This window comes from Pseudomonas sp. B21-010 (assembly GCF_024749325.1).
GTDB lineage: Bacteria > Pseudomonadota > Gammaproteobacteria > Pseudomonadales > Pseudomonadaceae > Aquipseudomonas > Aquipseudomonas kilonensis.
In genome coordinates this window covers 5,802,501-5,822,503 of the sequence record NZ_CP087198.1, presented here as the reverse complement: position 1 = coordinate 5,822,503, position 20,003 = coordinate 5,802,501, and the positions used below count along the sequence as shown (strand labels likewise).

Here is a 20,003-nt window from a genome sequence, read left to right as displayed (position 1 = left end):
GTTATCCGGCGCGTTTGCATACCTGACTGTCAGCTCCTCTTGCCACGAGGCACCCCATGATCCGCGAAGAATTCCTGCGTCTAGCCGCTGCCGGCTACAACCGCATCCCCCTTGCCTGTGAAACCCTGGCCGACTTCGACACGCCGCTGTCGATCTACCTCAAGTTGGCCGACCAGCCCAACTCCTACTTGCTCGAATCGGTACAGGGCGGCGAAAAATGGGGCCGTTATTCCATCATCGGCTTGCCGTGCCGCACGGTGCTGCGGGTCCATGACCATCGCGTCAGCGTGACCCACGACGGTGTCGAAATCGAAAGCCTCGAAGTCGAAGACCCGCTGGCGTTCGTCGAAACCTTCAAGGCCCGCTACAACGTACCGACCATCCCCGGCCTGCCGCGTTTCAACGGTGGCCTGGTGGGTTATTTCGGCTACGACTGCGTGCGCTACGTGGAAAAACGCCTGGGCACCTGCCCGAACCCCGATCCGCTGGGCGTGCCGGATATTTTGCTGATGGTGTCCGACGCGGTCGTCGTTTTCGACAACCTCGCCGGCAAGATGCACGCCATCGTTCTGGCCGATCCGTCCCAGGAAGATGCCTACGAGCAAGGTCAACAAAGCCTGCAAGCACTGTTGGAAAAGTTGCGTCAGCCGATCGCTCCGCGTCCTGGCCTGGACTTCAGCAAGCAGTCGGCGGCCGATCCGGTGTTTCGTTCCAGTTTCACCCAGGACGATTACGAACGGGCCGTCGATACCATCAAGGAGTACATCCTCGCCGGTGACTGCATGCAGGTCGTGCCGTCGCAACGGATGTCCATCGACTTCAAGGCAGCGCCCATCGATCTCTATCGGGCGCTGCGCTGTTTCAACCCGACGCCCTACATGTATTTCTTCAACTTCGGCGACTTCCATGTCGTGGGCAGTTCGCCGGAAGTGCTGGTGCGGGTCGAAGACAACCTGATCACGGTGCGACCGATCGCCGGCACTCGTCCCCGTGGCGCCACGGAGGAAGCTGACCGGGCCTTGGAAGAGGACCTGCTGTCAGACGACAAGGAAATCGCCGAGCACCTGATGCTGATTGACCTGGGGCGCAACGACACCGGGCGGGTCTCGGAAATCGGCTCGGTGAAGCTCACCGAGAAGATGGTCATCGAGCGCTACTCCAACGTGATGCACATCGTTTCCAACGTCACCGGCCAGTTGAAGGCCGGGCTGACGGCGATGGACGCCTTGCGGGCGATCCTGCCGGCGGGCACCTTGTCTGGCGCGCCGAAAATCCGCGCGATGGAAATCATCGACGAACTGGAGCCGGTCAAGCGGGGCGTGTACGGCGGGGCCGTGGGTTACTTCGCCTGGAACGGCAATATGGACACCGCCATTGCCATTCGCACCGCCGTCATCAAGAACGGTGAACTGCACGTACAGGCCGGCGGCGGTATCGTCGCCGACTCGGTGCCGGCGCTGGAGTGGGAAGAAACCCTGAACAAGCGCCGGGCCATGTTCCGCGCCGTGGCGCTTGCCGAGCAGACCTCGAACGACTGAAACCCTCGAACAAACAACTGTAGCGAGGGAGCAAGTTCCCTCGCCACAGTTCGTTCAGGCAACTCGATCAACATGTGGGAGCGAGCTTGCTCGCGATGAGACCGTCATATTCAACCCATAGGTCGACTGACAGTCCGCTATCGCGAGCAAGCTCGCTCCTACAGGTTCTCTACGCTCAGAAATCCAGGCTTACCCCCAGGCTTACCCCTTGTTGGGTCATGTCATCATCCTTGCGCAGTGTATAACCACCCCGTAGCGCCAAGTCGTTGGTCAACTTGTGGCTGACCCCCAGGCTCAGGCGATTGAGGTGGCTCTGTGGCGTATAGCCTTCCAGTGTGAAGTCGTTGGCCGGCAGGCTGTTGAGGGCGATGTTGACCTTTTGCGTGTCGTCTTCGTACTCGCGTTCGTGGGCATATTCGCCAAACACCTGGGTCTGGCGGGTGATGTTGTATTTACCCTGCAAGCCAATGCCCAGGCGTTTCGAATCGCGGGTCTGGTCGTCGAAGGTCAGGGCTGTGGAACGGCTGCTCTTTTCCGAATAGCCGTCGACTTCCACCTTCGCATAATCAGCGCTGACAAACGGCGAGAGGTGCCATTCGCTGCCCGGCTGGGCGATGTCGTAGCCCACCCGCGTGCTGAATGCCCATAGATGGCCGTCCGTGTCGCCTTTCTCCTGCGCTTCGTTGACGCCCAGGTCGAACTTGCGCTCCAGGTTGTCATAGTCGAGCTTGCCGCCGGTCAGCGCTGCATCGGCCCACCAGCGGTTTTGCTGGAACTGGGCGAAAGCGGTCGCCAGGTAGCTGTTGAGCTTGTAGTCCGAGTCGTTATGGCCTGCTTCCATGTCCTGGCGATAGAAACCGGCGGCGACACCCACGCGCCACGCGTCGTTGAGGCGATAGCTGCCGCCGATGTTCAGGCTGTAGCCGCTGCCGTCGGCGCTGGCGCCGCCGCTCTGGCTGTCCAGGTCCAGATGCTGGCCGCCGCCTGCGACGATGGCTCGCCATTGGCCGACGGCCTGCCAGTTCTCCCAGTCCGATTGCCATTGGCTGCGCAACTCGTCCTGATGGGCGCGTAGGGTCGAGTGGGCCATTTCCGGCAACAGCGTCAGCTCCCATGGTGCCGCGAGCAGGGAATAGGCGTAGTCGGCGATCAGTTTTTGCCCGGTTTCGGTCGGATGGACCGCGTCGTTGTAGATCAGCTTGGTGGGATCAGGCGTGGCGCTGTTGATGCCGTAGGTGGCGTTTTCCGTGCAGCCGTTGCCGCTGAAGCAGGTCGCGGTGAGATTCTCACCGGTGGCGAGGCCAAATCTTGCTGGGTCGGCGAAGCTTTCCTTCAGCAGAAGCGGAATGTTCAATGGAATGATTTCAGCGTCGATGCCTTGTAGTCGTGTGATCAGTTGTTGGTTGAACTGGTTGCCCAGTTGCGAAAAGGCATCTTGCAAAGGACCGCCGTTGAGGGCCGGGGTCAGGCCCAGGTCGGGCAACAACCAGACCATCACATAGCGCGCGCCGGCCGTTTGCAGCACCTGGACGCTGTCGGCCAGGCGGTCCGCGGCGGCGTTCGCTTGTTCGGGGGTCAGCACCCGACCTTGTAGGAAGTCGTTGCCACCACCGGAAATGTAATACAGCGCATTCGGATCGGCGCGCAGGCCATTGGACTGCAAGTAGCCGGGACGGCTGCGCTCGCCGGTGTCGGACACGCCAGTAATCGATTCGAGGATCTGGTCGGTACGATAACCGCCCACTGCCCAGTTGTTGCCGTCCGCCAGCCCCTCGCCGGCGCGGACCGCCGAAGTGGAAGCGGCGGTCTCGTCGGCGGAATAACCCAGGCGCCCACCGAGCAACTGGGTGGAGTTGGCGGAGTAGGCCTCGCCGCTGCCGTCGGTGTAGATCGGACCGGTTCGGTTGGTATAACGCTCGGTCGAGCCGGGTGGACCATTCGGGTCGGCAAACTGGCCAGCGTCGTTGAGGCTGTCGCCGAACACGATGAACTTGGAATAAGGGTTGGGGGCGGCGCTCGCCTGGGCGCAGGCCATCGCCAGCAGGCAACCGGCAATCGGTACGAACAGCGTTTTTTTGATCATGAGGAAGTCCGTTTTTATCTTATTTTTGTTAGAAAACGAAACGACAGTACCAAAAACTTCCGGCATTTTGCCATCCATCTTGAACGTCGCGATTGTTTCAAAGCCCTTCGGGATCGCTCATATTGCGTGCTCCGCCCAGCTAAGCTACTGTGCCGGGACGTATGAACGAGACTTTCCCTGTGTCGATTGTCAGCAAACTTCTGGATCAAATGATCAAGGCTCACGCCCGCTGGCGTTGGCGCGCCTGAACATTCTCCGCCGGCCTCGCCGGACCTGTACCGATTTGCCTTCTTTACCCGCTCGTAGAGCCGCTTCGCAGGGGCATCACTTGCCTCGCCAAGCGCAGCAGCGTGCGGGTCTCTCTCTGAAGGCTGTATTTAAAGTCAGTGAATTCAATAGGTTGCTTACGCCATGTTGCTGATGATCGATAACTACGACTCTTTTACCTACAACGTTGTGCAGTACCTCGGCGAGCTGGGCTCCGAGGTCAAGGTCGTGCGCAACGACGAATTGACCATCGCCGAAATCGAAGCCCTCAAGCCTGAGCGAATCGTAGTTTCGCCCGGCCCGTGCACGCCGACCGAAGCGGGCATTTCCATCGACGCCATCAAGTATTTCGCCGGCAAGCTGCCAATCCTCGGTGTTTGCCTGGGACATCAGTCGATCGGCCAGGCGTTCGGCGGCGACGTGGTGCGTGCCCGACAAGTCATGCACGGTAAGACTAGCCCGGTATTCCACGAGGACAAGGGCGTGTTCGAGGGGCTGAATCATCCGCTTACCGTAACCCGCTACCATTCCCTGGTGGTCAAGCGCGAAACTCTGCCCGACTGTCTGGAATTGACCGCCTGGACCCAGTTTGAAGATGGCTCGGTCGATGAAATCATGGGGCTGCGCCACAAGACGCTGAATATCGAGGGTGTGCAATTTCATCCCGAGTCTATTCTCACCGAACAGGGCCACGAACTGTTCGCCAACTTTCTCAAACAAACCGGCGGCACGCGCTAAGGACTTTTCATGGATATCAAGACAGCCCTGAGCCGTATCGTCGGCCATCTCGACCTGAGCACCGACGAGATGCGCGACGTGATGCGTGAAATCATGACCGGCCAATGCTCGGATGCGCAGATCGGCGCGTTCATGATGGCCATGCGCATGAAGAGTGAGAGCATCGATGAAATCGTGGGTGCGGTTTCGGCGATGCGTGAGCTGGCGGACAAGGTCGAACTCAAGACGCTGGACGGTGTAGTGGATGTAGCGGGCACCGGTGGTGACGGCGCTAATATTTTCAACGTTTCCAGCGCCTCGGCATTTGTCGTCGCGGCAGCTGGTTGCACGGTGGCCAAACACGGCAATCGCGCCGTCTCTGGCAAGAGTGGCAGCGCCGATGTACTGGAGGCGGCCGGTATCTACCTGAGCCTGACGCCGATCCAAGTGGCCCGTTGCATTGATAATGTCGGCATCGGCTTCATGTTTGCCCAAAACCATCACAGCTCCATGAAACACGCCGCCGCGCCGCGCCGTGAGCTGGGCCTGCGTACGCTGTTCAACATGCTCGGCCCGCTTACGAATCCGGCCGGCGTGAAACATCAGGTAGTCGGTGTGTTCAGCCAGGCGTTGTGCCGGCCATTGGCTGAAGTCTTGCAACGCCTGGGCAGCAAGCACGTACTGGTGGTCCATTCGAAGGATGGGCTGGATGAGTTCAGCCTGGCGGCGCCTACATTCGTGGCCGAACTAAAAAATGATCAGATCAGCGAGTATTGGGTCGAACCTGAAGACCTCGGCATGAAGAGCCAGAGCCTGCACGGGCTGGCAGTCGACAGCCCGGCCCAGTCGCTGGAGCTGATTCGTGATGCCCTGGGGCGTCGCAAGACCGAGAATGGCCAGAAAGCCGCCGAGATGATCGTGCTCAATGCCGGTGCCGCGTTGTACGCCGCCGACCACGCCAGCAGCCTCAAGCAAGGCGTGGAACTGGCCCATGATGCACTGCACACTGGGCTGGCCAGGGAAAAGCTCGAAGAATTGGGTGCATTTACCGCCGTATTCAAAGTGGAGAACGAAGGATGAGCGTGCCAACGGTTCTGGAAAAAATTCTGGCTCGCAAGGCCCAGGAAGTGGCCGAGCGCAGCGCTCGGGTCAGTCTGGCCGAGCTGGAAAGCCTGGCGCGTTCAGCGGATGCGCCGCGCGGCTTTGCCCAGGCTCTGATCGATCAGGCCAAGAAAAAACAGCCGGCGGTGATTGCCGAAATCAAGAAGGCGTCCCCCAGCAAGGGCGTGATTCGCGAGCACTTTGTCCCGGCCGAGATCGCGCGAAGCTACGAGAAGGGCGGTGCTACCTGCCTCTCGGTGCTGACCGACGTCGACTTTTTCCAAGGGGCCGACGATTACCTGAAGCAGGCGCGGGCGGCATGCAAGCTGCCAGTGATCCGCAAGGATTTCATGATCGACCCGTACCAGATCATCGAGGCGCGTGCGCTGGGCGCCGACTGCGTACTGTTGATCGTTTCCGCCTTGGACGACGTGAAAATGGCCGAGCTGGCGGCCGTTGCCAAAAGCGTCGGGCTGGACGTCCTGGTGGAAGTCCACGACGGTGACGAGTTGGAGCGAGCCCTGAAAACCCTCGATACCAAACTGGTCGGCGTGAACAATCGCAACCTGCACACTTTCGAAGTGAGCCTGGAAACCACCCTGGACCTGTTGCCGCGCATTCCGCGCGATCGCTTGGTCATCACCGAAAGCGGGATCCTCAACCGGGCCGATGTCGAGCTGATGGAAGTCAGCGATGTGTACTCGTTCCTGGTGGGCGAAGCGTTCATGCGCGCCGAGAACCCGGGTACGGAATTGCAGCGACTGTTCTTTCCTGAGCGTGGTCTGCCGGTGAGCGGCTCGACGCTGGACTGATCCATGTCGCTTGTGATTTCCCTCACCGTCGAAGCTGGCCTGCAAGCCGAACAGGATCTGTTGGCCAGCATCTGCGCGGGCGACGCCGAGTTCGGCCTGCTGTTCTGGCAGCCCAACGACCGTGCGCTGGTTATGCCGCGTCGCTTGAGTCGCCTGCCGGGGTTTGAACACGCCTGTGAAGTATCGGCCACCAACGGTTGGCCGGTGCTGTTGCGCGAAACGGGCGGCGAACCGGTGCCGCAGTCAGCCGCTACGGTCAATATCGCCTTGGTCTACGCACCACCGCGCAGTGAAGGTGACCACGGACGTATCGAAACCGGGTATCGCCGGTTGTGCGATCCCATCTGTCAGCTGTTGGACGAGTTGGGCGGGGTAGCTTCGCTGGGAGAGGTGGAAGGGGCTTTTTGTGACGGGCGCTTCAACGTCAACCTCGACGGCCGGAAAATGGTGGGCACCGCTCAGCGCTGGCGCCAGAGCAAGGGTGGCCAACGTCCGGTGGGGCTGGTTCATGGCGCGCTTTTGCTGGAGAACGAGCGCGAGTCCATGGTCGCGGCAGTCAATCGCTTCAATGAGGCTTGCGGCCTGGAGCGGCGAGTGCGAGCTGAGAGCCATATTGCCCTGCATGAAAAATTCCCGGCGCCTCACGCGCTGGAGCGGCTCGACGCTTTGTACCGGGAGCTGCTGAGCAATCTGCTGGGCGCCTAACGCGTTCCGAACACCACCATGGTCTTGCCTTTGACACTGACCAGGTTGCGCTCTTCCAGATCCTTGAGAACGCGACCGACCATTTCCCGCGAACAGCCGACAATCCGCCCAATCTCTTGGCGGGTCACCTTGATCTGCATGCCGTCCGGGTGGGTCATGGCATCGGGCTGCTTGCACAGTTCCAACAGGCAGCGTGCGACTCGTCCGGTGACATCGAAAAATGCGAGATCGCCGACCTTGCGGGTGGTATTGCGCAGGCGCTGTGCGATTTGTCCGCTGAGAACGTAAAGAATGTCTGGGTCTTGCAGGGACAGTTCTCGGAATTTTGCGTAGCTGATTTCCGCAACTTCACATTCAATCTTGGTCCGCACCCAGGCACTGCGTTCCTGTTCCTTGCCCGCCTGTTCGAATAACCCCAGCTCGCCGAAAAAATCCCCGGAATTGAGGTAGGCGATGATCATTTCCCGACCGTCATCATCTTCTATGAGGATAGTGACCGACCCCTTGATGATGAAAAACAGCGTCTCGGAACGATCTCCCGCACAAATGATGTTGTGTTTGGCTGGATAGCGGCGGCGCTGGCAATGCATCAAGAGTTTGTCGAGATTCTTGATCTTGAACGTGGGAGTAATGGCAACCATGGTTGTATCCCGAAAGACTGCGCAGTGATTTGGTTTTTTTATAGACGCGAATGGCTATCGCTAAAAGCTGGCCATGCGCCAGCGAGTTGGCGTATGGCCAGCTTAACAGAGGCGTCCTTAATTGATTTGAGAATTTACCTACGTGCTGGTAGGTCAGGTCTCCTAAGACGCAGAGCGGTCATGCCGGAGCGCTGTGCTAAGCTGGCGACCCTTTTTTTAACAGTGGAGTCTTGGCGATGAAGGCACGCATCCAATGGGCTGGTGAAGCCATGTTCCTCGGTGAGTCAGGCAGTGGTCATGTGGTCGTCATGGACGGCCCGCCAGAGGCCGGTGGGCGGAACCTGGGTGTTCGGCCGATGGAAATGCTCCTGCTGGGCGTGGGCGGTTGCAGCAACTTCGACGTGGTCAGCATTCTCAAAAAATCCCGCCAGGCGGTCGAAAGCTGCGAAGCTTTCCTGGAGGCAGAGCGCGCCACTGAAGATCCCAAAGTGTTTACCAAGATCCACATGCACTTCGTGGTGAAGGGGCGGGCCCTGAAGGAAGCCCAGGTCAAGCGCGCCATTGAGCTGTCCGCCGAGAAATACTGCTCGGCTTCGATCATGCTTGGCGCCGCCGGGGTCGAAATCACCCACGATTATGAAATCATCGAGTTGGGTTGAGTCGATAGCTGACGGGCCGTATTGAAGTTTTCGGACAGAAAAAAGGCGACTTCCCTAGGGGGACGTCGCCTTTTTAATTTCCGTGGGAATGAGCTAGTCAGTCCCCAATTGCCGTCAAATCCGATAAGTGCTTTTGGTCATGACCTTGGCCAGCAGGCTCATGCCGAACTTCACCGGGGCCGGAAAACGGAAGCCACCGGCCTCAAGCGCACTCTCGGCGTGGTGTTCCTCATCCACGCGCATCTGCTCAAGGATCGCCCGGGATTTTTCATCCTCGGCTGGCAGTTGTTCGAGGTGTTCATTCAAATGCTTGCACACTTGATGCTCGGTCGCCGCAACGAAACCGAGGCTGACTTTGTCACTGATCAACCCGGCAACGGCGCCGATCCCGAATGACATCCCATAGAACAGCGGGTTCAGGACGCTGGTATGGCTGCCCAGCTGGCGAATCCGTTGTTCACACCAGACCAGATGGTCGATTTCTTCCTCGGCGGCATGCTCCATTGCCTCACGCACTTGCGGTAGCTTCGCTGTCAGCGCCTGGCCCTGATACAGCGCCTGGGCACAGACTTCGCCGGTGTGGTTGATGCGCATCAGTCCGGCGACGTGGCGGGTTTGCTCGTCACTCAGTTGCGCGTCTGGCTGCACGATAGCCGGTGATGGGCGGTACGGCTGGCCACTGAAGGGCAGCAGCGTGCGCATCGCGGTATCAGCTTGCAGCAACAGACGGTCAATCGGCGAGTAGTGACGTTGGGTAGTCATGCTTACCTCCGGGAAAAATCACAGCGGCCAGTTTAACCCAATCGACCGCCGAAGATTTGCGTTGGGTCAGGGGTATCAGCCCGGCGGCCAGTTCATCTGGCGCTGCCCCAGCACATGCATATGAATGTGATAGACCGTTTGCCCACCCAGTTCATTGCAATTCATCACCACGCGAAAACCTTCTTCACAGCCCAATTCAAGTGCCAGGCGCTGAGCAGTGAACAAAATGTGTCCAGCCAGGCCTTTGTCTTCCTCGGTCAGGTCATTGAGGGTGCGGATCGGTTTTTTCGGTATGACCAAAAAATGTACAGGCGCCTGCGGGGCGATGTCGTGGAAGGCCAATACCTGGTCATCCTCGTAAATGATCTTCGCCGGGATTTCCCGGTTGATAATCTTGGTAAACAGAGTATCCACAGCTGTTTTCTCCGTTGGGTTCGTCGAGGTCGGGGGCGTGAAGGCTCCGGTTGAGGCGCCTGGTTATTCAACTTGAAGGGGTCAGCGCGGGCAATAAGCCTTGTTGATCATGCCGGCGATGGTTCGTACCAGCCATCGCGACCCCAGTCGCGGCAGTGCGGCCAGCCAGCGGTTGCGGCGTCCGGGAATGATGATGGCGCGGTTGCGGTCCAGTGCGCGCACGGCGTACAGGGCCACTTCTTCCGGGCTCATCAGCAACTTGCTGTCGATGAGTTTCTGTTCGTCCATCTGCGCCCTGGAAAAGAAGCCGGTCCGGGTCGGGCCAGGGCAAAGCACCGAAACCTTGATCGCGCATTTCTTCAGCTCGACCCGCAGGGCTTCGGAGAAGTGCAGCACATAGGCCTTGCTGGCGTAATAGGTACTCATCCAGGGGCCGGGCCGGAACGCGGCAGTCGAGGCGACGTTGAGGATCTGGCCGCCGCCAAGCAGCGCCATGCTGTTACCGATGGCATGACAAAGCCGTGTCAGGGCGAGGATGTTGACTTCGATCAGATCCTGCTCGGTCATCCAGTCCTGGCCCAGGAACGGCCCGCTGGTGCCGATGCCAGCACAATTGACCAGCAGATCAATCTGCCGCTCGCCTTCCTCCAGTTCCAGGAGAAAGCCTGAAAGCCTCAGCGGTTCTCCCAGGTCGCAGGCCCGGAACAACACCTCTACGCCAAACCGCTGAGTCAGTTCGATTGCAATACTTTCCAGCCGATCACGCTGTCGAGCCACCAGTATCAGGTTGCGGCCGCGCCGGGCCAGCGCTTCAGCCATGGCCAGGCCAATGCCGCTGGAAGCGCCAGTGATCAGTGCGTAACGGGTCATGCAGTTCTCCATCGCAACAGCCCGCCGCCAGTTGACTGGGCTGTCACCGGCATGAAGCGCGCTTATTGTTCCTCTTCTTCCTCATAGTCTACAGAAGGCGAGGCGGGCTCGGCTGCCTCGACAGCGGGTTCTTCGGTGGTTTCGTTGCTGGACTCGCTGCTTTCATAGCTGCTCAGGCTGCTGCTGTCGTAATCCTCCTGGAGGGCTCCGAAGATGCCGGCAAAGGTAGCCAGGAAAATCAGGACGATCATCACAAGCCAAAGCGACGCCAGCAGTTTGACTGCCGTGGTATTGCGCGGTGGCGGCGGACCATACTGGTTTGCACCGGTATTGCCTGGGGCGATGATCAGGATGAACGGGAAGATGCTGCCCACGAATGGAACGAGGTTGACCAGCCACAACCACCCCGACCAGCCGAGGTCATGCAGGCGCTGGACGTTGAACTGGATGCTCACGAAGGCAAAGGCAAGTACAACGGCTGCGCCGAGCAGGCCGCCGACAATCAGTGCAGCTATCGAGTTGGAAGCCAGCAGCCAGGCCGTGGCCAACCAGAAGCCCAGGCCGACCAAGGGCAGCATGGCCAGGGTCAACACCATGGTCCAGGCCAGGTAGCGCAAACGCCCGATACGCCCATCGAAGCTGAAGGGTTTTAGCGTGCTGTACTCGGCGAGCGCTTCACCCACTTCGGCGCGGGGAGGCGCGTACGGCGAGACGGGGTCGACGATCGACTCTGGATGGCGTCCACCCGGCTGTTGCGGCGACTCCTGTACTTCGCCAAGGCTCAGTTGGAGGGCGGCAGGTTCGGCTTCGATTCGGGCGTCGATTCCGCTCTTGTTGAGCGCTTCCAGGTACTGCTGGGCTTCGCTCTGGGACAGGTTGCTTTTAAGGGCAACCTTGCGACCGGTGAACAGCCGTTCAATGGCGCTGGTGTCGCTTTTGAACAGTTCGGCGAGGTTGAGTTTGGCTGTGGTGGTATCGACGCCCGGCATCAGGCCTCCGTCGAATACGATGTTGAAACGGGTTTCGCTCATGCCCGGCATCCTTGTCTCTGAAAGTTAAGTAACTGTTGTTTTGGGGTTGCTTCAGCGGGGCCATTGCCCGCCAAGCTGCGCCGCCCGGGCATGTGCCTGACGGTATTCTTCATCCAGGCGTGCCACCAACTGATCGACGCTGGGCAAATCATTGATTTCACCCACGCCCTGGCCCGCGGACCATACGGTTTTCCAGGCCTTGGCTTCATCGTTCAGCGGTTTGAGTTTCGAGCCAAAATCCACCTCGCCCTTGTTCTGCAGAGCGGCCAGATCGAAACCGGCGTTCTCCAGGCTCTGGCGCATGAAACTGGCCGGCACTCCGGATACAGCGGGAGTATGCACGATGTCTGCGGCTCTGGATGTGAGCAACATCTCTTTATAAGCGTCAGGGGCGTGGCTTTCGCTCGTAGCGATAAAGCGCGTACCGAAGTAGGCCAGATCGGCGCCGAGCAATTGTGCGGCCAGAATCTGATGACCGTGGTTCAGGCATCCTGCAAGCAGCAAGGTCTTATCAAAAAACTGCCGGATCTCGGCAATCAATGAAAACGGGCTCCAGGTCCCGGCGTGTCCGCCTGCACCGGCGGCAACGGCGATCAAGCCATCGACACCGGCTTCGGCGGCTTTCTCGGCATGACGCCGGGTCGTCACGTCATGGAACACCAGTCCGCCATAAGCATGGACGGCATCCACCAACTCCTTCACCGCGCCAAGGCTGGTGATGACAATCGGCACCTTGTGTTCGATGCATATGGCCAAGTCGACTTGAAGCCGCGGGTTGCTGTGATGGACGATCAGGTTCACAGCGTAGGGTGCCGGATTTTCCAGGGTCGCCAGGCCTGCTTCGATTTCCTCCAGCCAGGCCTTGAAGCCACTGCTTTCGCGCTGGTTCAACGCCGGAAAGCTACCGACGATGCCGTTACGGCAGCAGGCCAGCACCAGTTGCGGATTGGAAATCAGGAACATTGGCGCTGCCACGACGGGCAGGCGCAAGCGTTGTTCAAGCAGAGCGGGCAACGACATCGCAAGTACCCCGGATAATGGACGCTGATTGGAGATTAGAACGGTCGGACGACAACCAGAATTACGATAGCCAGCAATATCAGGACCGGCACTTCATTGAACCAGCGATAAAAGACATGGCTGCGGGTGTTTTCGCCACGGGCGAAGCGTTTTACCTGGGCGCCGCACATATGGTGGTAACCGATCAGCAGCACGACCAGGGTCAGCTTGGCGTGCATCCAGCCACCTTGGGTGAAGTAGGCGCCGGCGTTGAGGCTGAGCAGCCAGATGCCGAATACCAGGGTGGCAATCATCGCCGGGCCCATGATGCCGCGATACAACTTGCGCTCCATGACGCTGAAACGCTCCTTGCTGACGCTGTCCTCGCTTTGGGCGTGATAGACAAACAGGCGAGGCAGGTAGAACAGGCCGGCGAACCAGCAGACCATGCTGACGATGTGAAGTGCTTTGAGCCACAGATAGAGCATTTTTAGTTATTCCCAGGATTCACGGTAGCCCGATAGTAGAGGTTAGAGCGTCCGCACGTCACCTTGGCGGTTGTCGCCGGGCCCTGCGGCCCCTATCATCGACGGCTTTCCAGTGGGTTCGTTGAGGGCAGGTTTATGGTCAAGGTCGGTATCGTCGGCGGCACGGGGTACACCGGTGTCGAACTGCTGCGTCTGTTGGCACAGCATCCGCAAGCTGAGGTGGTGGTCATCACTTCCCGATCCGAGGCCGGCCTGGCCGTCGCCGACATGTACCCGAACCTGCGAGGTCATTACGACGGCCTGGCGTTCAGCGTTCCGGACATCAAGACCCTCGGCGCTTGCGATGTGGTGTTCTTCGCCACGCCCCACGGTGTCGCCCACGCCCTGGCGGGTGAACTGCTGGCCGCCGGGACCAAGGTCATCGACCTGTCGGCGGACTTCCGCCTGCAGGACGCCGATGAATGGGCCAAGTGGTACGGTCAACCTCACGGCGCGCCGGATCTGCTCGACGAGGCAGTCTATGGATTGCCGGAAGTCAATCGCGAGAAAATCAAGCAGGCCCGACTGATCGCGGTGCCAGGTTGCTATCCGACGGCAACTCAGCTGGGGTTCCTGCCGCTGCTCGAGGCCGGTCTTGCCGATGTTTCGCGTCTGATTGCCGACTGCAAGTCCGGTGTCAGTGGGGCCGGGCGTGGCGCCAGTGTCGGTTCGCTGTACTCCGAAACGTCGGAAAGCATGAAGGCGTACGCGGTCAAGGGGCATCGTCACCTGCCGGAAATTCGCCAGGGATTGCGCCGGGCTGCGGGCAAGGAGGTCGGCCTGACCTTCGTGCCGCACTTGACGCCGATGATTCGTGGTATCCACTCCACTCTTTATGCGACCGTCGTCGATCGTTCGGTGGACCTGCAGGCGTTGTTTGAAAAGCGTTACGCCAACGAGCCGTTCGTCGACGTAATGCCGGCAGGCAGCCATCCGGAAACCCGCAGCGTACGCGGTGCGAACGTTTGCCGGATCGCCGTGCATCGTCCGCAGGACGGTGATCTGGTGGTGGTGTTGTCGGTCATCGATAACCTGGTCAAGGGTGCGTCCGGCCAGGCAGTGCAGAACATGAACATCCTGTTCGGGCTGGATGAGCGCCTGGGGCTGTCCCATGCAGGGATGTTGCCGTAACGGCAGTCACACGCTTTCAGTTGGCAACTACAAGCTTGAGGCTTGTAGTCGCTGCTGCTCTTCTAAATAGTTGACCGATTTTCTAGGAGAAGCGGATAATGCCTGCCATCACGCATTATGGCGGCGTAAGCGCCGGGAGATATTCAGCATGAGCGTCGAAACCTTCACCCCCACGGCTTTGCAATTCACCCACGGTGCCGCGCACAAGGTGAAGAGCCTGGTCGATGAAGAGGGCAATGATCGTTTGAAACTGCGCGTGTTTGTCACGGGCGGCGGTTGTTCCGGTTTTCAGTACGGTTTCACTTTTGATGAAGAAGTGGCCGACGACGACACCATCGTCGAGCGCGAAGGGGTCAGCCTGGTGGTCGATCCGATGAGCTTCCAGTACCTGGCAGGTGCCGAGGTGGATTATCAGGAAGGCCTGGAAGGCTCGCGATTCGTGATCAAGAACCCAAATGCGACCACGACCTGTGGGTGCGGTTCTTCGTTCTCGATCTGAGTACTTCAATAAAAAGCCGCAGCGCCTTAGGGCCCTGCGGCTTTTTTGTGTCCGTCATTATTGGATTCAGGCCGGGTAGATGGCGCCGAGTACGCGTAGCCCGCGTGCGCCGGTGACACTTGGGCGGTTGCCGGGAATACCTTCAAGGCAACAATGGGCAAGCCAGGCGAAGGCCATGGCTTCAACCCAATCCGGGTCTACGCCGTACACCGCCGTACTGCTGACTTTGGCATCCGGCAGCAAGTCAGCCAGGCGCCGCATGAGCGTCTGGTTGTGCGCGCCGCCGCCACAGACCAGCAACTCTTGAGTATTGGACTGGGCATGTTGAAGGGATTCGACGATGGTCAGGGCTGTCAGTTCGAGCAACGTTGCCTGCACGTCTTCCGGGGCGAAGGCTGGCAACTGCGACAAATGCTGTATCAGCCAAGGCAGGTTAAATACTTCACGCCCGGTACTTTTCGGACCCTTGGTGACAAAGAAGGGATCGCTGAGCAGTGTCTTGAGTAAAACTGGTTCGACCTTCCCGCTGGCAGCCCATTGGCCGTCGCGATCGAAATGCTCGCCTCGTTGTTGGTGTATCCAGGCATCGAGCAATACGTTGCCTGGGCCACAGTCGAAACCGGCTACTGGTTTTGCGGGCTCTATCAGGCTGAGATTGCTGAAACCGCCGACATTCAGCACGGCGCGATTACCGACTCGTTCTCCGAACAGTGCTTCGTGAAATGCCGGAACCAGCGGGGCGCCTTGTCCACCGGCGGCGACGTCGCGGCTGCGGAAATCGCTGACGACGGCGATGCCGGTCAACTCACTCAACAAGGCCGGATTGCCAATCTGTACGGTAAACCCGCGGGCTGGTTCATGGCGGATGGTCTGGCCGTGGCTGCCGACCGCCGTGATGTCTTCAGGCTTGAGTTTCTGTTCGTTGAGCAGGGTATGGATACCCTGTGCAGCGAGCTTTACCCAGCTTTGCTGGGCAATGGCGGAGCGGGCGATTTCATCGGGCCCACTGCTGCACAATCCGAGCAATTCGGTGCGCAGGACGGCGGGCATCGGAATGTAGTGCGTGGCGATCAACTTGATCGCCGGGGTCAGTTCGATCAGTGCGATATCCAAGCCATCCAGGCTGGTCCCGGACATCACACCGATATAGAGCGCCATGCTTAACGCTTGCTCGAGGCCAGCATGGTGGCTTTCTCTTGATCCATGCGAGCCATCAGGGGTTGGCTTTGGGCCAGGAAGCGCGCGCGCTCGGCCTTGGCGATCGGATCGGCCATCGGCAGTTTCTGGCCTAGTGGATCGACGTGGACGCCGTTGACCTGGAACTCATAATGCAAGTGTGGGCCGGTGGACAGGCCGGTAGTGCCGATGTAGCCGATCACCTGCCCTTGCTTGACAGTACCGCCGGTCTTCACGCCTTTGGCGAAGCCCTGCATATGGCCGTACAGCGTGCGATAGGTATTGCCGTGCTGGATGATCACGGTGTTGCCATAACCGCCACGACGTCCGGCCAGCAATACCTTGCCGTCGCCAGCAGCCTTGATTGGCGTACCACGGGGGGCGGCGTAGTCGACGCCTTTATGGGCGCGGATCTTGTTCAGGATTGGATGCTTGCGACCGGCGGAGAACTTCGAGCTGATACGGGCGAAATCAACCGGTGTACGGATGAAGGCCTTGCGCATGCTGTTGCCGTCGGCAGTGTAGTAGCTGCTGTTGCCTTGCTTGTTGGTGTAGCGCACTGCGGTGTACGTCTTGCCGCGGTTGGTGAAGCGCGCGGAAAGAATCGGACCGTTGCCGACGCTCTTGCCGTTGACCACTTTTTGCTCATAGATGATGTCGAATTCGTCACCCTGGCGAATGTCCTGGGCGAAGTCGATGTCGTAGCCAAATACACTGGCCATGTCCATGGTCAGGCTATGGGAAAGGCCGGCACGAGCCGCCGACTGGGACAATGAGCTGTTGATGACGCCATGAACGTAGGCCGAGCGAACGGTAGGCTTGGCGGTGACGCGGTTAAATACATAACCCTTGTCGTTTTTGGTCAGGGTGATGCTTTCCATGTCGCTCAGCTTGGTGTGCAGGTTGGTCAGCTGTCCGTCTGGATTGAGTTCGAATTCGAGTTTCTGGCCGCGCTGCAGTTGAGTGAACTGCTTGGCTTGCTTGTCGCTGGCCAGGATTTCATGGACCGAAGTCGAGGGCAGGCCAACCTTTTCGAAGAGGGTGGAAAGTGTGTCGCCCTTGGCAACAATCACTTCGCGATGGTCTGGTCCCTTCTTCTCTTCTGCTACAGGCGCTTCTACTTGGGTGGCGGCCTCGGCGGTGTCTTGCGGGCTGTTTTCAATCTGCGCAAAAGGAGAGGCGGCCGGTTCGTTTGTGGCTTGAACGGCTTCGGCGGCGTCTTGTTCTTGTGTCAGTTGTTCAGCAGGGCTTTCCAGTTCAAGACTCAGAGTCGTCTTTTTGGCTTCAACATCGCTGGAGGGAAACACCAGGAGCGCCAGGCTAAGGAGGGCTGCGATGCCACTTGCGGCAAGCAGGTGGGTCTTTGGGTAAAGCGGTGGCGCTTTAGACGGTTCTGTGGTCATAAGTAATTTTGACTTTTGAAAAGATGAATTGGAAAAGATGAATGACATGATGAAGATGAAATAACTGTATAAAATATAACCAAAACCCCTGCGAAGCAAGCCCGCGAACGCTCTGTTCTGTGGATTGGCGTCCGCGCGCCGGGCAAACCTTGTATTTGGTGCGCGATCTTGTATGGTTGGGGCCCTTTGAATCTGAGCCTTACGGGTCTGTTATGAAGTCGGTTGAAGAGCAGCTAGCGCTGATCAAACGTGGTGCGGAAGAACTGTTGGTCGAGTCCGAGCTGATCGAAAAGCTCAAGCGCGGGCAGCCGCTGCGTATCAAGGCTGGCTTCGATCCGACGGCGCCCGATCTGCACCTGGGTCATACCGTGCTTATTAATAAGCTGCGCCAGTTCCAGGATCTGGGGCATCAGGTCATCTTCCTTATAGGTGACTTCACCGGGATGATCGGTGATCCAAGCGGCAAGAGTGCTACGCGCCCACCGCTGACTCGTGAGCAGGTTCTCGATAACGCCGAGACCTACAAGACTCAGGTTTTCAAGATTCTTGATCCGGCCAGGACTGAAGTGGCTTTCAACTCCACTTGGATGGATCAGATGGGGCCGGCGGATTTCATTCGCCTGACGTCTCAATACACCGTGGCTCGTATGCTCGAGCGCGATGATTTCGACAAGCGCTATAAATCCAATCAGCCAATTGCCATTCATGAGTTCCTCTACCCGCTTGTACAGGGTTATGACTCGGTCGCGTTGCGCGCGGACGTTGAGCTCGGCGGTACTGACCAGAAGTTCAACCTGTTGATGGGGCGTGAGTTGCAGCGCGGCTATGGTCAGGAGGCGCAGTGCATTCTGACCATGCCATTGCTGGAAGGTCTGGATGGCGTGAAGAAGATGTCCAAGTCGCTGGGCAACTACGTAGGTATCCAGGAAGCGCCAGGCGTCATGTACAGCAAACTGGTCTCCATTCCTGATGTGCTGATGTGGCGTTACTTCGAGCTGTTGAGCTTCCGATCCATGGATGAGATCAATGCGTTCCGTGCCGATGTCGAGGCGGGGGCCAATCCGCGAGACATCAAGATCAAGCTGGCCGAAGAGATTGTTGCTCGTTTCCACGGTGAGGAGGCTGCGGCCAATGCTCATCGTGCGGCGGGTAATCGCATGAAGGACGGTGAGTTGCCGGATGATCTGCCGGAGATCGAGTTGACTGCTGCCGAGGATATGCCGATTGCGGCAGTCCTTAATAAAGCAGGCCTGGTCAAGAACGCAGCGGTGGCGCGAGATCTCCTGGGTTCGGGCGGCGTGCGTATAGATGGTGAGGTTGTGGATCGCACCTATATATATGTGCTGGGTTCTACTCATGTATGTCAGGCCGGCAAGAAGGCTTTCGCGCGTATTACGCTGAAATCCGAATAAAGCTGAAAAAAGGTGTTGACGGCAGATTCTGGAAGTCTATAATTCGCCCCACTTCCGGCGCAGTCGAAACGGAAAACTCCTTGAGATTCAATGAGTTAAGTAGGTTTCGAAGGTGTTGGGCTTCAGTTCATCGAGGCCCGGAAGGAGCAGGTAGAGCGGTGTTGTTTGGCTCTATCGGCGGTTCGATCTTCTCGGTCGAAAGCGGTGAAAAAGAGGTGTTGACAGCAGCGAGTAACGCTGTAGAATTCGCCTCCCGCTAACGAGAGATCGGAGGCGCAAGTGGTTGAAGTTGCAAAGGAAACTTTGAAAACTTCTGAAAATAACCGCTTGACAGATACACGGGGCGCTGTAGAATGCGCGCCTCGGTTGAGACGAAAGACTCAGCCAACCGCTCTTTAACAACTGAATCAAGCAATTCGTGTGGGTGCTTGTGGAGTCAGACTGCTAGTCAACAGATTATCAGCATCACAAGTTACTCCGCGAGAAATCAAAGATGTAACCAACGATTGCTGAGCCAAGTTTAGGGTTTTCTCAAAACCCAAAGATGTTTGAACTGAAGAGTTTGATCATGGCTCAGATTGAACGCTGGCGGCAGGCCTAACACATGCAAGTCGAGCGGTAGAGAGGTGCTTGCACCTCTTGAGAGCGGCGGACGGGTGAGTAATGCCTAGGAATCTGCCTGGTAGTGGGGGATAACGCTCGGAAACGGACGCTAATACCGCATACGTCCTACGGGAGAAAGCAGGGGACCTTCGGGCCTTGCGCTATCAGATGAGCCTAGGTCGGATTAGCTAGTTGGTGGGGTAATGGCTCACCAAGGCGACGATCCGTAACTGGTCTGAGAGGATGATCAGTCACACTGGAACTGAGACACGGTCCAGACTCCTACGGGAGGCAGCAGTGGGGAATATTGGACAATGGGCGAAAGCCTGATCCAGCCATGCCACGTGTGTGAAGAAGGTCTTCGGATTGTAAAGCACTTTAAGTTGGGAGGAAGGGCATTAACCTAATACGTTAGTGTTTTGACGTTACCGACAGAATAAGCACCGGCTAACTCTGTGCCAGCAGCCGCGGTAATACAGAGGGTGCAAGCGTTAATCGGAATTACTGGGCGTAAAGCGCGCGTAGGTGGTTCGTTAAGTTGGATGTGAAATCCCCGGGCTCAACCTGGGAACTGCATTCAAAACTGTCGAGCTAGAGTATGGTAGAGGGTGGTGGAATTTCCTGTGTAGCGGTGAAATGCGTAGATATAGGAA

General features: G+C 58.4%; 19 protein-coding genes and 1 rRNA gene (1 of these 20 only partly in view). 10 read left to right on the top strand and 10 right to left on the bottom strand.

The features are described 5' to 3' along the window. The first annotated feature begins 56 nt into the window (after positions 1 to 56). A complete protein-coding gene (gene trpE / locus LOY50_RS26045) occupies positions 57 to 1,538 on the top strand; it encodes an anthranilate synthase component I (RefSeq protein WP_253469900.1) in 1,482 nt (493 codons plus the stop codon). 175 nt (positions 1,539 to 1,713) lie between these two features. On the opposite strand, the gene estP is transcribed toward trpE, so the two are convergent. Next, a complete protein-coding gene (gene estP / locus LOY50_RS26040; RefSeq protein WP_258689532.1) occupies positions 1,714 to 3,621 on the bottom strand; it encodes an esterase EstP in 1,908 nt (635 codons plus the stop codon). A gap of 411 nt (positions 3,622 to 4,032) precedes the next feature. Here estP and LOY50_RS26035 point away from each other — a divergent pair, with 411 nt between their 5' ends. The 4 genes from LOY50_RS26035 to LOY50_RS26020 are packed head-to-tail and all read left to right on the top strand — an operon-like array spanning position 4,033 to position 7,223. Next, positions 4,033 to 4,626, top strand: a complete 594-nt coding sequence (locus LOY50_RS26035; RefSeq protein WP_063324125.1) for an aminodeoxychorismate/anthranilate synthase component II — start codon at positions 4,033 to 4,035, stop codon at positions 4,624 to 4,626. Between the two features lie 9 nt (positions 4,627 to 4,635). After that, a complete protein-coding gene (gene trpD / locus LOY50_RS26030) occupies positions 4,636 to 5,685 on the top strand; it encodes an anthranilate phosphoribosyltransferase (protein ID WP_253469893.1) in 1,050 nt (349 codons plus the stop codon). After that, positions 5,682 to 6,518, top strand: a complete 837-nt coding sequence (gene trpC / locus LOY50_RS26025) for an indole-3-glycerol phosphate synthase TrpC (RefSeq protein ID WP_214509835.1) — start codon at positions 5,682 to 5,684, stop codon at positions 6,516 to 6,518. The genes trpD and trpC overlap by 4 nt, the downstream gene beginning before the upstream one ends. 3 nt (positions 6,519 to 6,521) lie before the next feature. Next, positions 6,522 to 7,223, top strand: coding sequence for a lipoyl protein ligase domain-containing protein (locus LOY50_RS26020; protein WP_258689530.1), 702 nt, complete (start codon positions 6,522 to 6,524; stop codon positions 7,221 to 7,223). Here LOY50_RS26020 and crp read toward each other — a convergent pair. Continuing rightward, the gene (gene crp, locus LOY50_RS26015; protein WP_060740379.1) at positions 7,220 to 7,864 is read right to left on the bottom strand and encodes a cAMP-activated global transcriptional regulator CRP; all 645 of its coding nucleotides are present in this window, start codon (positions 7,862 to 7,864) and stop codon (positions 7,220 to 7,222) included. The two genes, LOY50_RS26020 and crp, sit on opposite strands and share 4 nt — an antisense overlap. 236 nt (positions 7,865 to 8,100) lie before the next feature. On the opposite strand from crp, the gene LOY50_RS26010 reads away from it, so the two are divergent. After that, on the top strand, positions 8,101 to 8,523 hold the full coding sequence (locus tag LOY50_RS26010) for an OsmC family protein (protein ID WP_003206127.1): 423 nt from the start codon (positions 8,101 to 8,103) through the stop codon (positions 8,521 to 8,523). Between the two features lie 114 nt (positions 8,524 to 8,637). On the opposite strand, the gene coq7 is transcribed toward LOY50_RS26010, so the two are convergent. The 6 genes from coq7 to hemJ form a co-directional block, all read right to left on the bottom strand. Next, positions 8,638 to 9,285, bottom strand: coding sequence for a 2-polyprenyl-3-methyl-6-methoxy-1,4-benzoquinone monooxygenase (gene coq7, locus LOY50_RS26005; protein WP_014340488.1), 648 nt, complete (start codon positions 9,283 to 9,285; stop codon positions 8,638 to 8,640). A gap of 75 nt (positions 9,286 to 9,360) precedes the next feature. Further along, the gene (locus LOY50_RS26000) at positions 9,361 to 9,699 is read right to left on the bottom strand and encodes a histidine triad nucleotide-binding protein (protein WP_003316306.1); all 339 of its coding nucleotides are present in this window, start codon (positions 9,697 to 9,699) and stop codon (positions 9,361 to 9,363) included. Positions 9,700 to 9,780: 81 nt separating this feature from the next. Beyond that, on the bottom strand, positions 9,781 to 10,569 hold the full coding sequence (locus tag LOY50_RS25995) for an SDR family oxidoreductase (protein ID WP_214509833.1): 789 nt from the start codon (positions 10,567 to 10,569) through the stop codon (positions 9,781 to 9,783). Positions 10,570 to 10,631: 62 nt separating this feature from the next. Continuing rightward, positions 10,632 to 11,600 carry a DUF805 domain-containing protein gene (locus LOY50_RS25990; protein ID WP_258689529.1) on the bottom strand — a complete coding sequence of 323 codons (969 nt, stop codon included), beginning with the start codon at positions 11,598 to 11,600 and terminating at the stop codon, positions 10,632 to 10,634. 51 nt (positions 11,601 to 11,651) lie between these two features. Further along, a complete protein-coding gene (locus LOY50_RS25985; protein ID WP_258689528.1) occupies positions 11,652 to 12,620 on the bottom strand; it encodes a nitronate monooxygenase family protein in 969 nt (322 codons plus the stop codon). A 35-nt stretch (positions 12,621 to 12,655) separates the two neighbouring features. Continuing rightward, positions 12,656 to 13,087, bottom strand: coding sequence for a protoporphyrinogen oxidase HemJ (gene hemJ, locus LOY50_RS25980; RefSeq protein WP_003206117.1), 432 nt, complete (start codon positions 13,085 to 13,087; stop codon positions 12,656 to 12,658). Between the two features lie 135 nt (positions 13,088 to 13,222). On the opposite strand from hemJ, the gene argC reads away from it, so the two are divergent. Beyond that, positions 13,223 to 14,257, top strand: a complete 1,035-nt coding sequence (gene argC, locus LOY50_RS25975; RefSeq protein ID WP_258689527.1) for an N-acetyl-gamma-glutamyl-phosphate reductase — start codon at positions 13,223 to 13,225, stop codon at positions 14,255 to 14,257. Between the two features lie 148 nt (positions 14,258 to 14,405). After that, positions 14,406 to 14,756, top strand: a complete 351-nt coding sequence (gene erpA / locus LOY50_RS25970) for an iron-sulfur cluster insertion protein ErpA (RefSeq protein ID WP_003206114.1) — start codon at positions 14,406 to 14,408, stop codon at positions 14,754 to 14,756. 66 nt (positions 14,757 to 14,822) lie between these two features. Here the strand turns inward: erpA and LOY50_RS25965 are convergent, their stop codons facing one another. Beyond that, on the bottom strand, positions 14,823 to 15,914 hold the full coding sequence (locus LOY50_RS25965) for an anhydro-N-acetylmuramic acid kinase (protein WP_258689526.1): 1,092 nt from the start codon (positions 15,912 to 15,914) through the stop codon (positions 14,823 to 14,825). 2 nt (positions 15,915 to 15,916) lie between these two features. Further along, a complete protein-coding gene (locus tag LOY50_RS25960; RefSeq protein WP_258691277.1) occupies positions 15,917 to 17,335 on the bottom strand; it encodes a peptidoglycan DD-metalloendopeptidase family protein in 1,419 nt (472 codons plus the stop codon). A 212-nt stretch (positions 17,336 to 17,547) separates the two neighbouring features. Here LOY50_RS25960 and tyrS point away from each other — a divergent pair, with 212 nt between their 5' ends. Both tyrS and LOY50_RS25950 read left to right on the top strand, forming a co-directional pair. After that, positions 17,548 to 18,747, top strand: a complete 1,200-nt coding sequence (gene tyrS, locus LOY50_RS25955) for a tyrosine--tRNA ligase (protein WP_253469870.1) — start codon at positions 17,548 to 17,550, stop codon at positions 18,745 to 18,747. 550 nt (positions 18,748 to 19,297) lie between these two features. Next, positions 19,298 to 20,003: ribosomal RNA gene (locus tag LOY50_RS25950) — 16S ribosomal RNA — on the top strand; it runs 831 nt beyond the window's last position.

Bases quoted from the DNA above. Each gene is read 5' to 3' on its own strand.
- argC (WP_258689527.1), top strand. From the start codon at position 13,223: ATGGTCAAGGTCGGTATCGTCGGCGGCACGGGGTACACCGGTGTCGAA.
- LOY50_RS26010 (WP_003206127.1), top strand. From the start codon at position 8,101: ATGAAGGCACGCATCCAATGGGCTGGTGAAGCCATGTTCCTCGGTGAG.
- LOY50_RS26020 (WP_258689530.1), top strand. From the start codon at position 6,522: ATGTCGCTTGTGATTTCCCTCACCGTCGAAGCTGGCCTGCAAGCCGAA.
- trpD (WP_253469893.1), top strand. From the start codon at position 4,636: ATGGATATCAAGACAGCCCTGAGCCGTATCGTCGGCCATCTCGACCTG.
- tyrS (WP_253469870.1), top strand. From the start codon at position 17,548: ATGAAGTCGGTTGAAGAGCAGCTAGCGCTGATCAAACGTGGTGCGGAA.
- trpC (WP_214509835.1), top strand. From the start codon at position 5,682: ATGAGCGTGCCAACGGTTCTGGAAAAAATTCTGGCTCGCAAGGCCCAG.
- LOY50_RS26035 (WP_063324125.1), top strand. From the start codon at position 4,033: ATGTTGCTGATGATCGATAACTACGACTCTTTTACCTACAACGTTGTG.
- erpA (WP_003206114.1), top strand. From the start codon at position 14,406: ATGAGCGTCGAAACCTTCACCCCCACGGCTTTGCAATTCACCCACGGT.
- coq7 (WP_014340488.1), bottom strand. From the start codon at position 9,285: ATGACTACCCAACGTCACTACTCGCCGATTGACCGTCTGTTGCTGCAA.
- LOY50_RS25995 (WP_214509833.1), bottom strand. From the start codon at position 10,569: ATGACCCGTTACGCACTGATCACTGGCGCTTCCAGCGGCATTGGCCTG.
- LOY50_RS25990 (WP_258689529.1), bottom strand. From the start codon at position 11,600: ATGAGCGAAACCCGTTTCAACATCGTATTCGACGGAGGCCTGATGCCG.
- LOY50_RS25985 (WP_258689528.1), bottom strand. From the start codon at position 12,620: ATGTCGTTGCCCGCTCTGCTTGAACAACGCTTGCGCCTGCCCGTCGTG.
- LOY50_RS25965 (WP_258689526.1), bottom strand. From the start codon at position 15,914: ATGGCGCTCTATATCGGTGTGATGTCCGGGACCAGCCTGGATGGCTTG.
- estP (WP_258689532.1), bottom strand. From the start codon at position 3,621: ATGATCAAAAAAACGCTGTTCGTACCGATTGCCGGTTGCCTGCTGGCG.
- crp (WP_060740379.1), bottom strand. From the start codon at position 7,864: ATGGTTGCCATTACTCCCACGTTCAAGATCAAGAATCTCGACAAACTC.
- hemJ (WP_003206117.1), bottom strand. From the start codon at position 13,087: ATGCTCTATCTGTGGCTCAAAGCACTTCACATCGTCAGCATGGTCTGC.
- trpE (WP_253469900.1), top strand. From the start codon at position 57: ATGATCCGCGAAGAATTCCTGCGTCTAGCCGCTGCCGGCTACAACCGC.
- LOY50_RS25960 (WP_258691277.1), bottom strand. From the start codon at position 17,335: ATGACCACAGAACCGTCTAAAGCGCCACCGCTTTACCCAAAGACCCAC.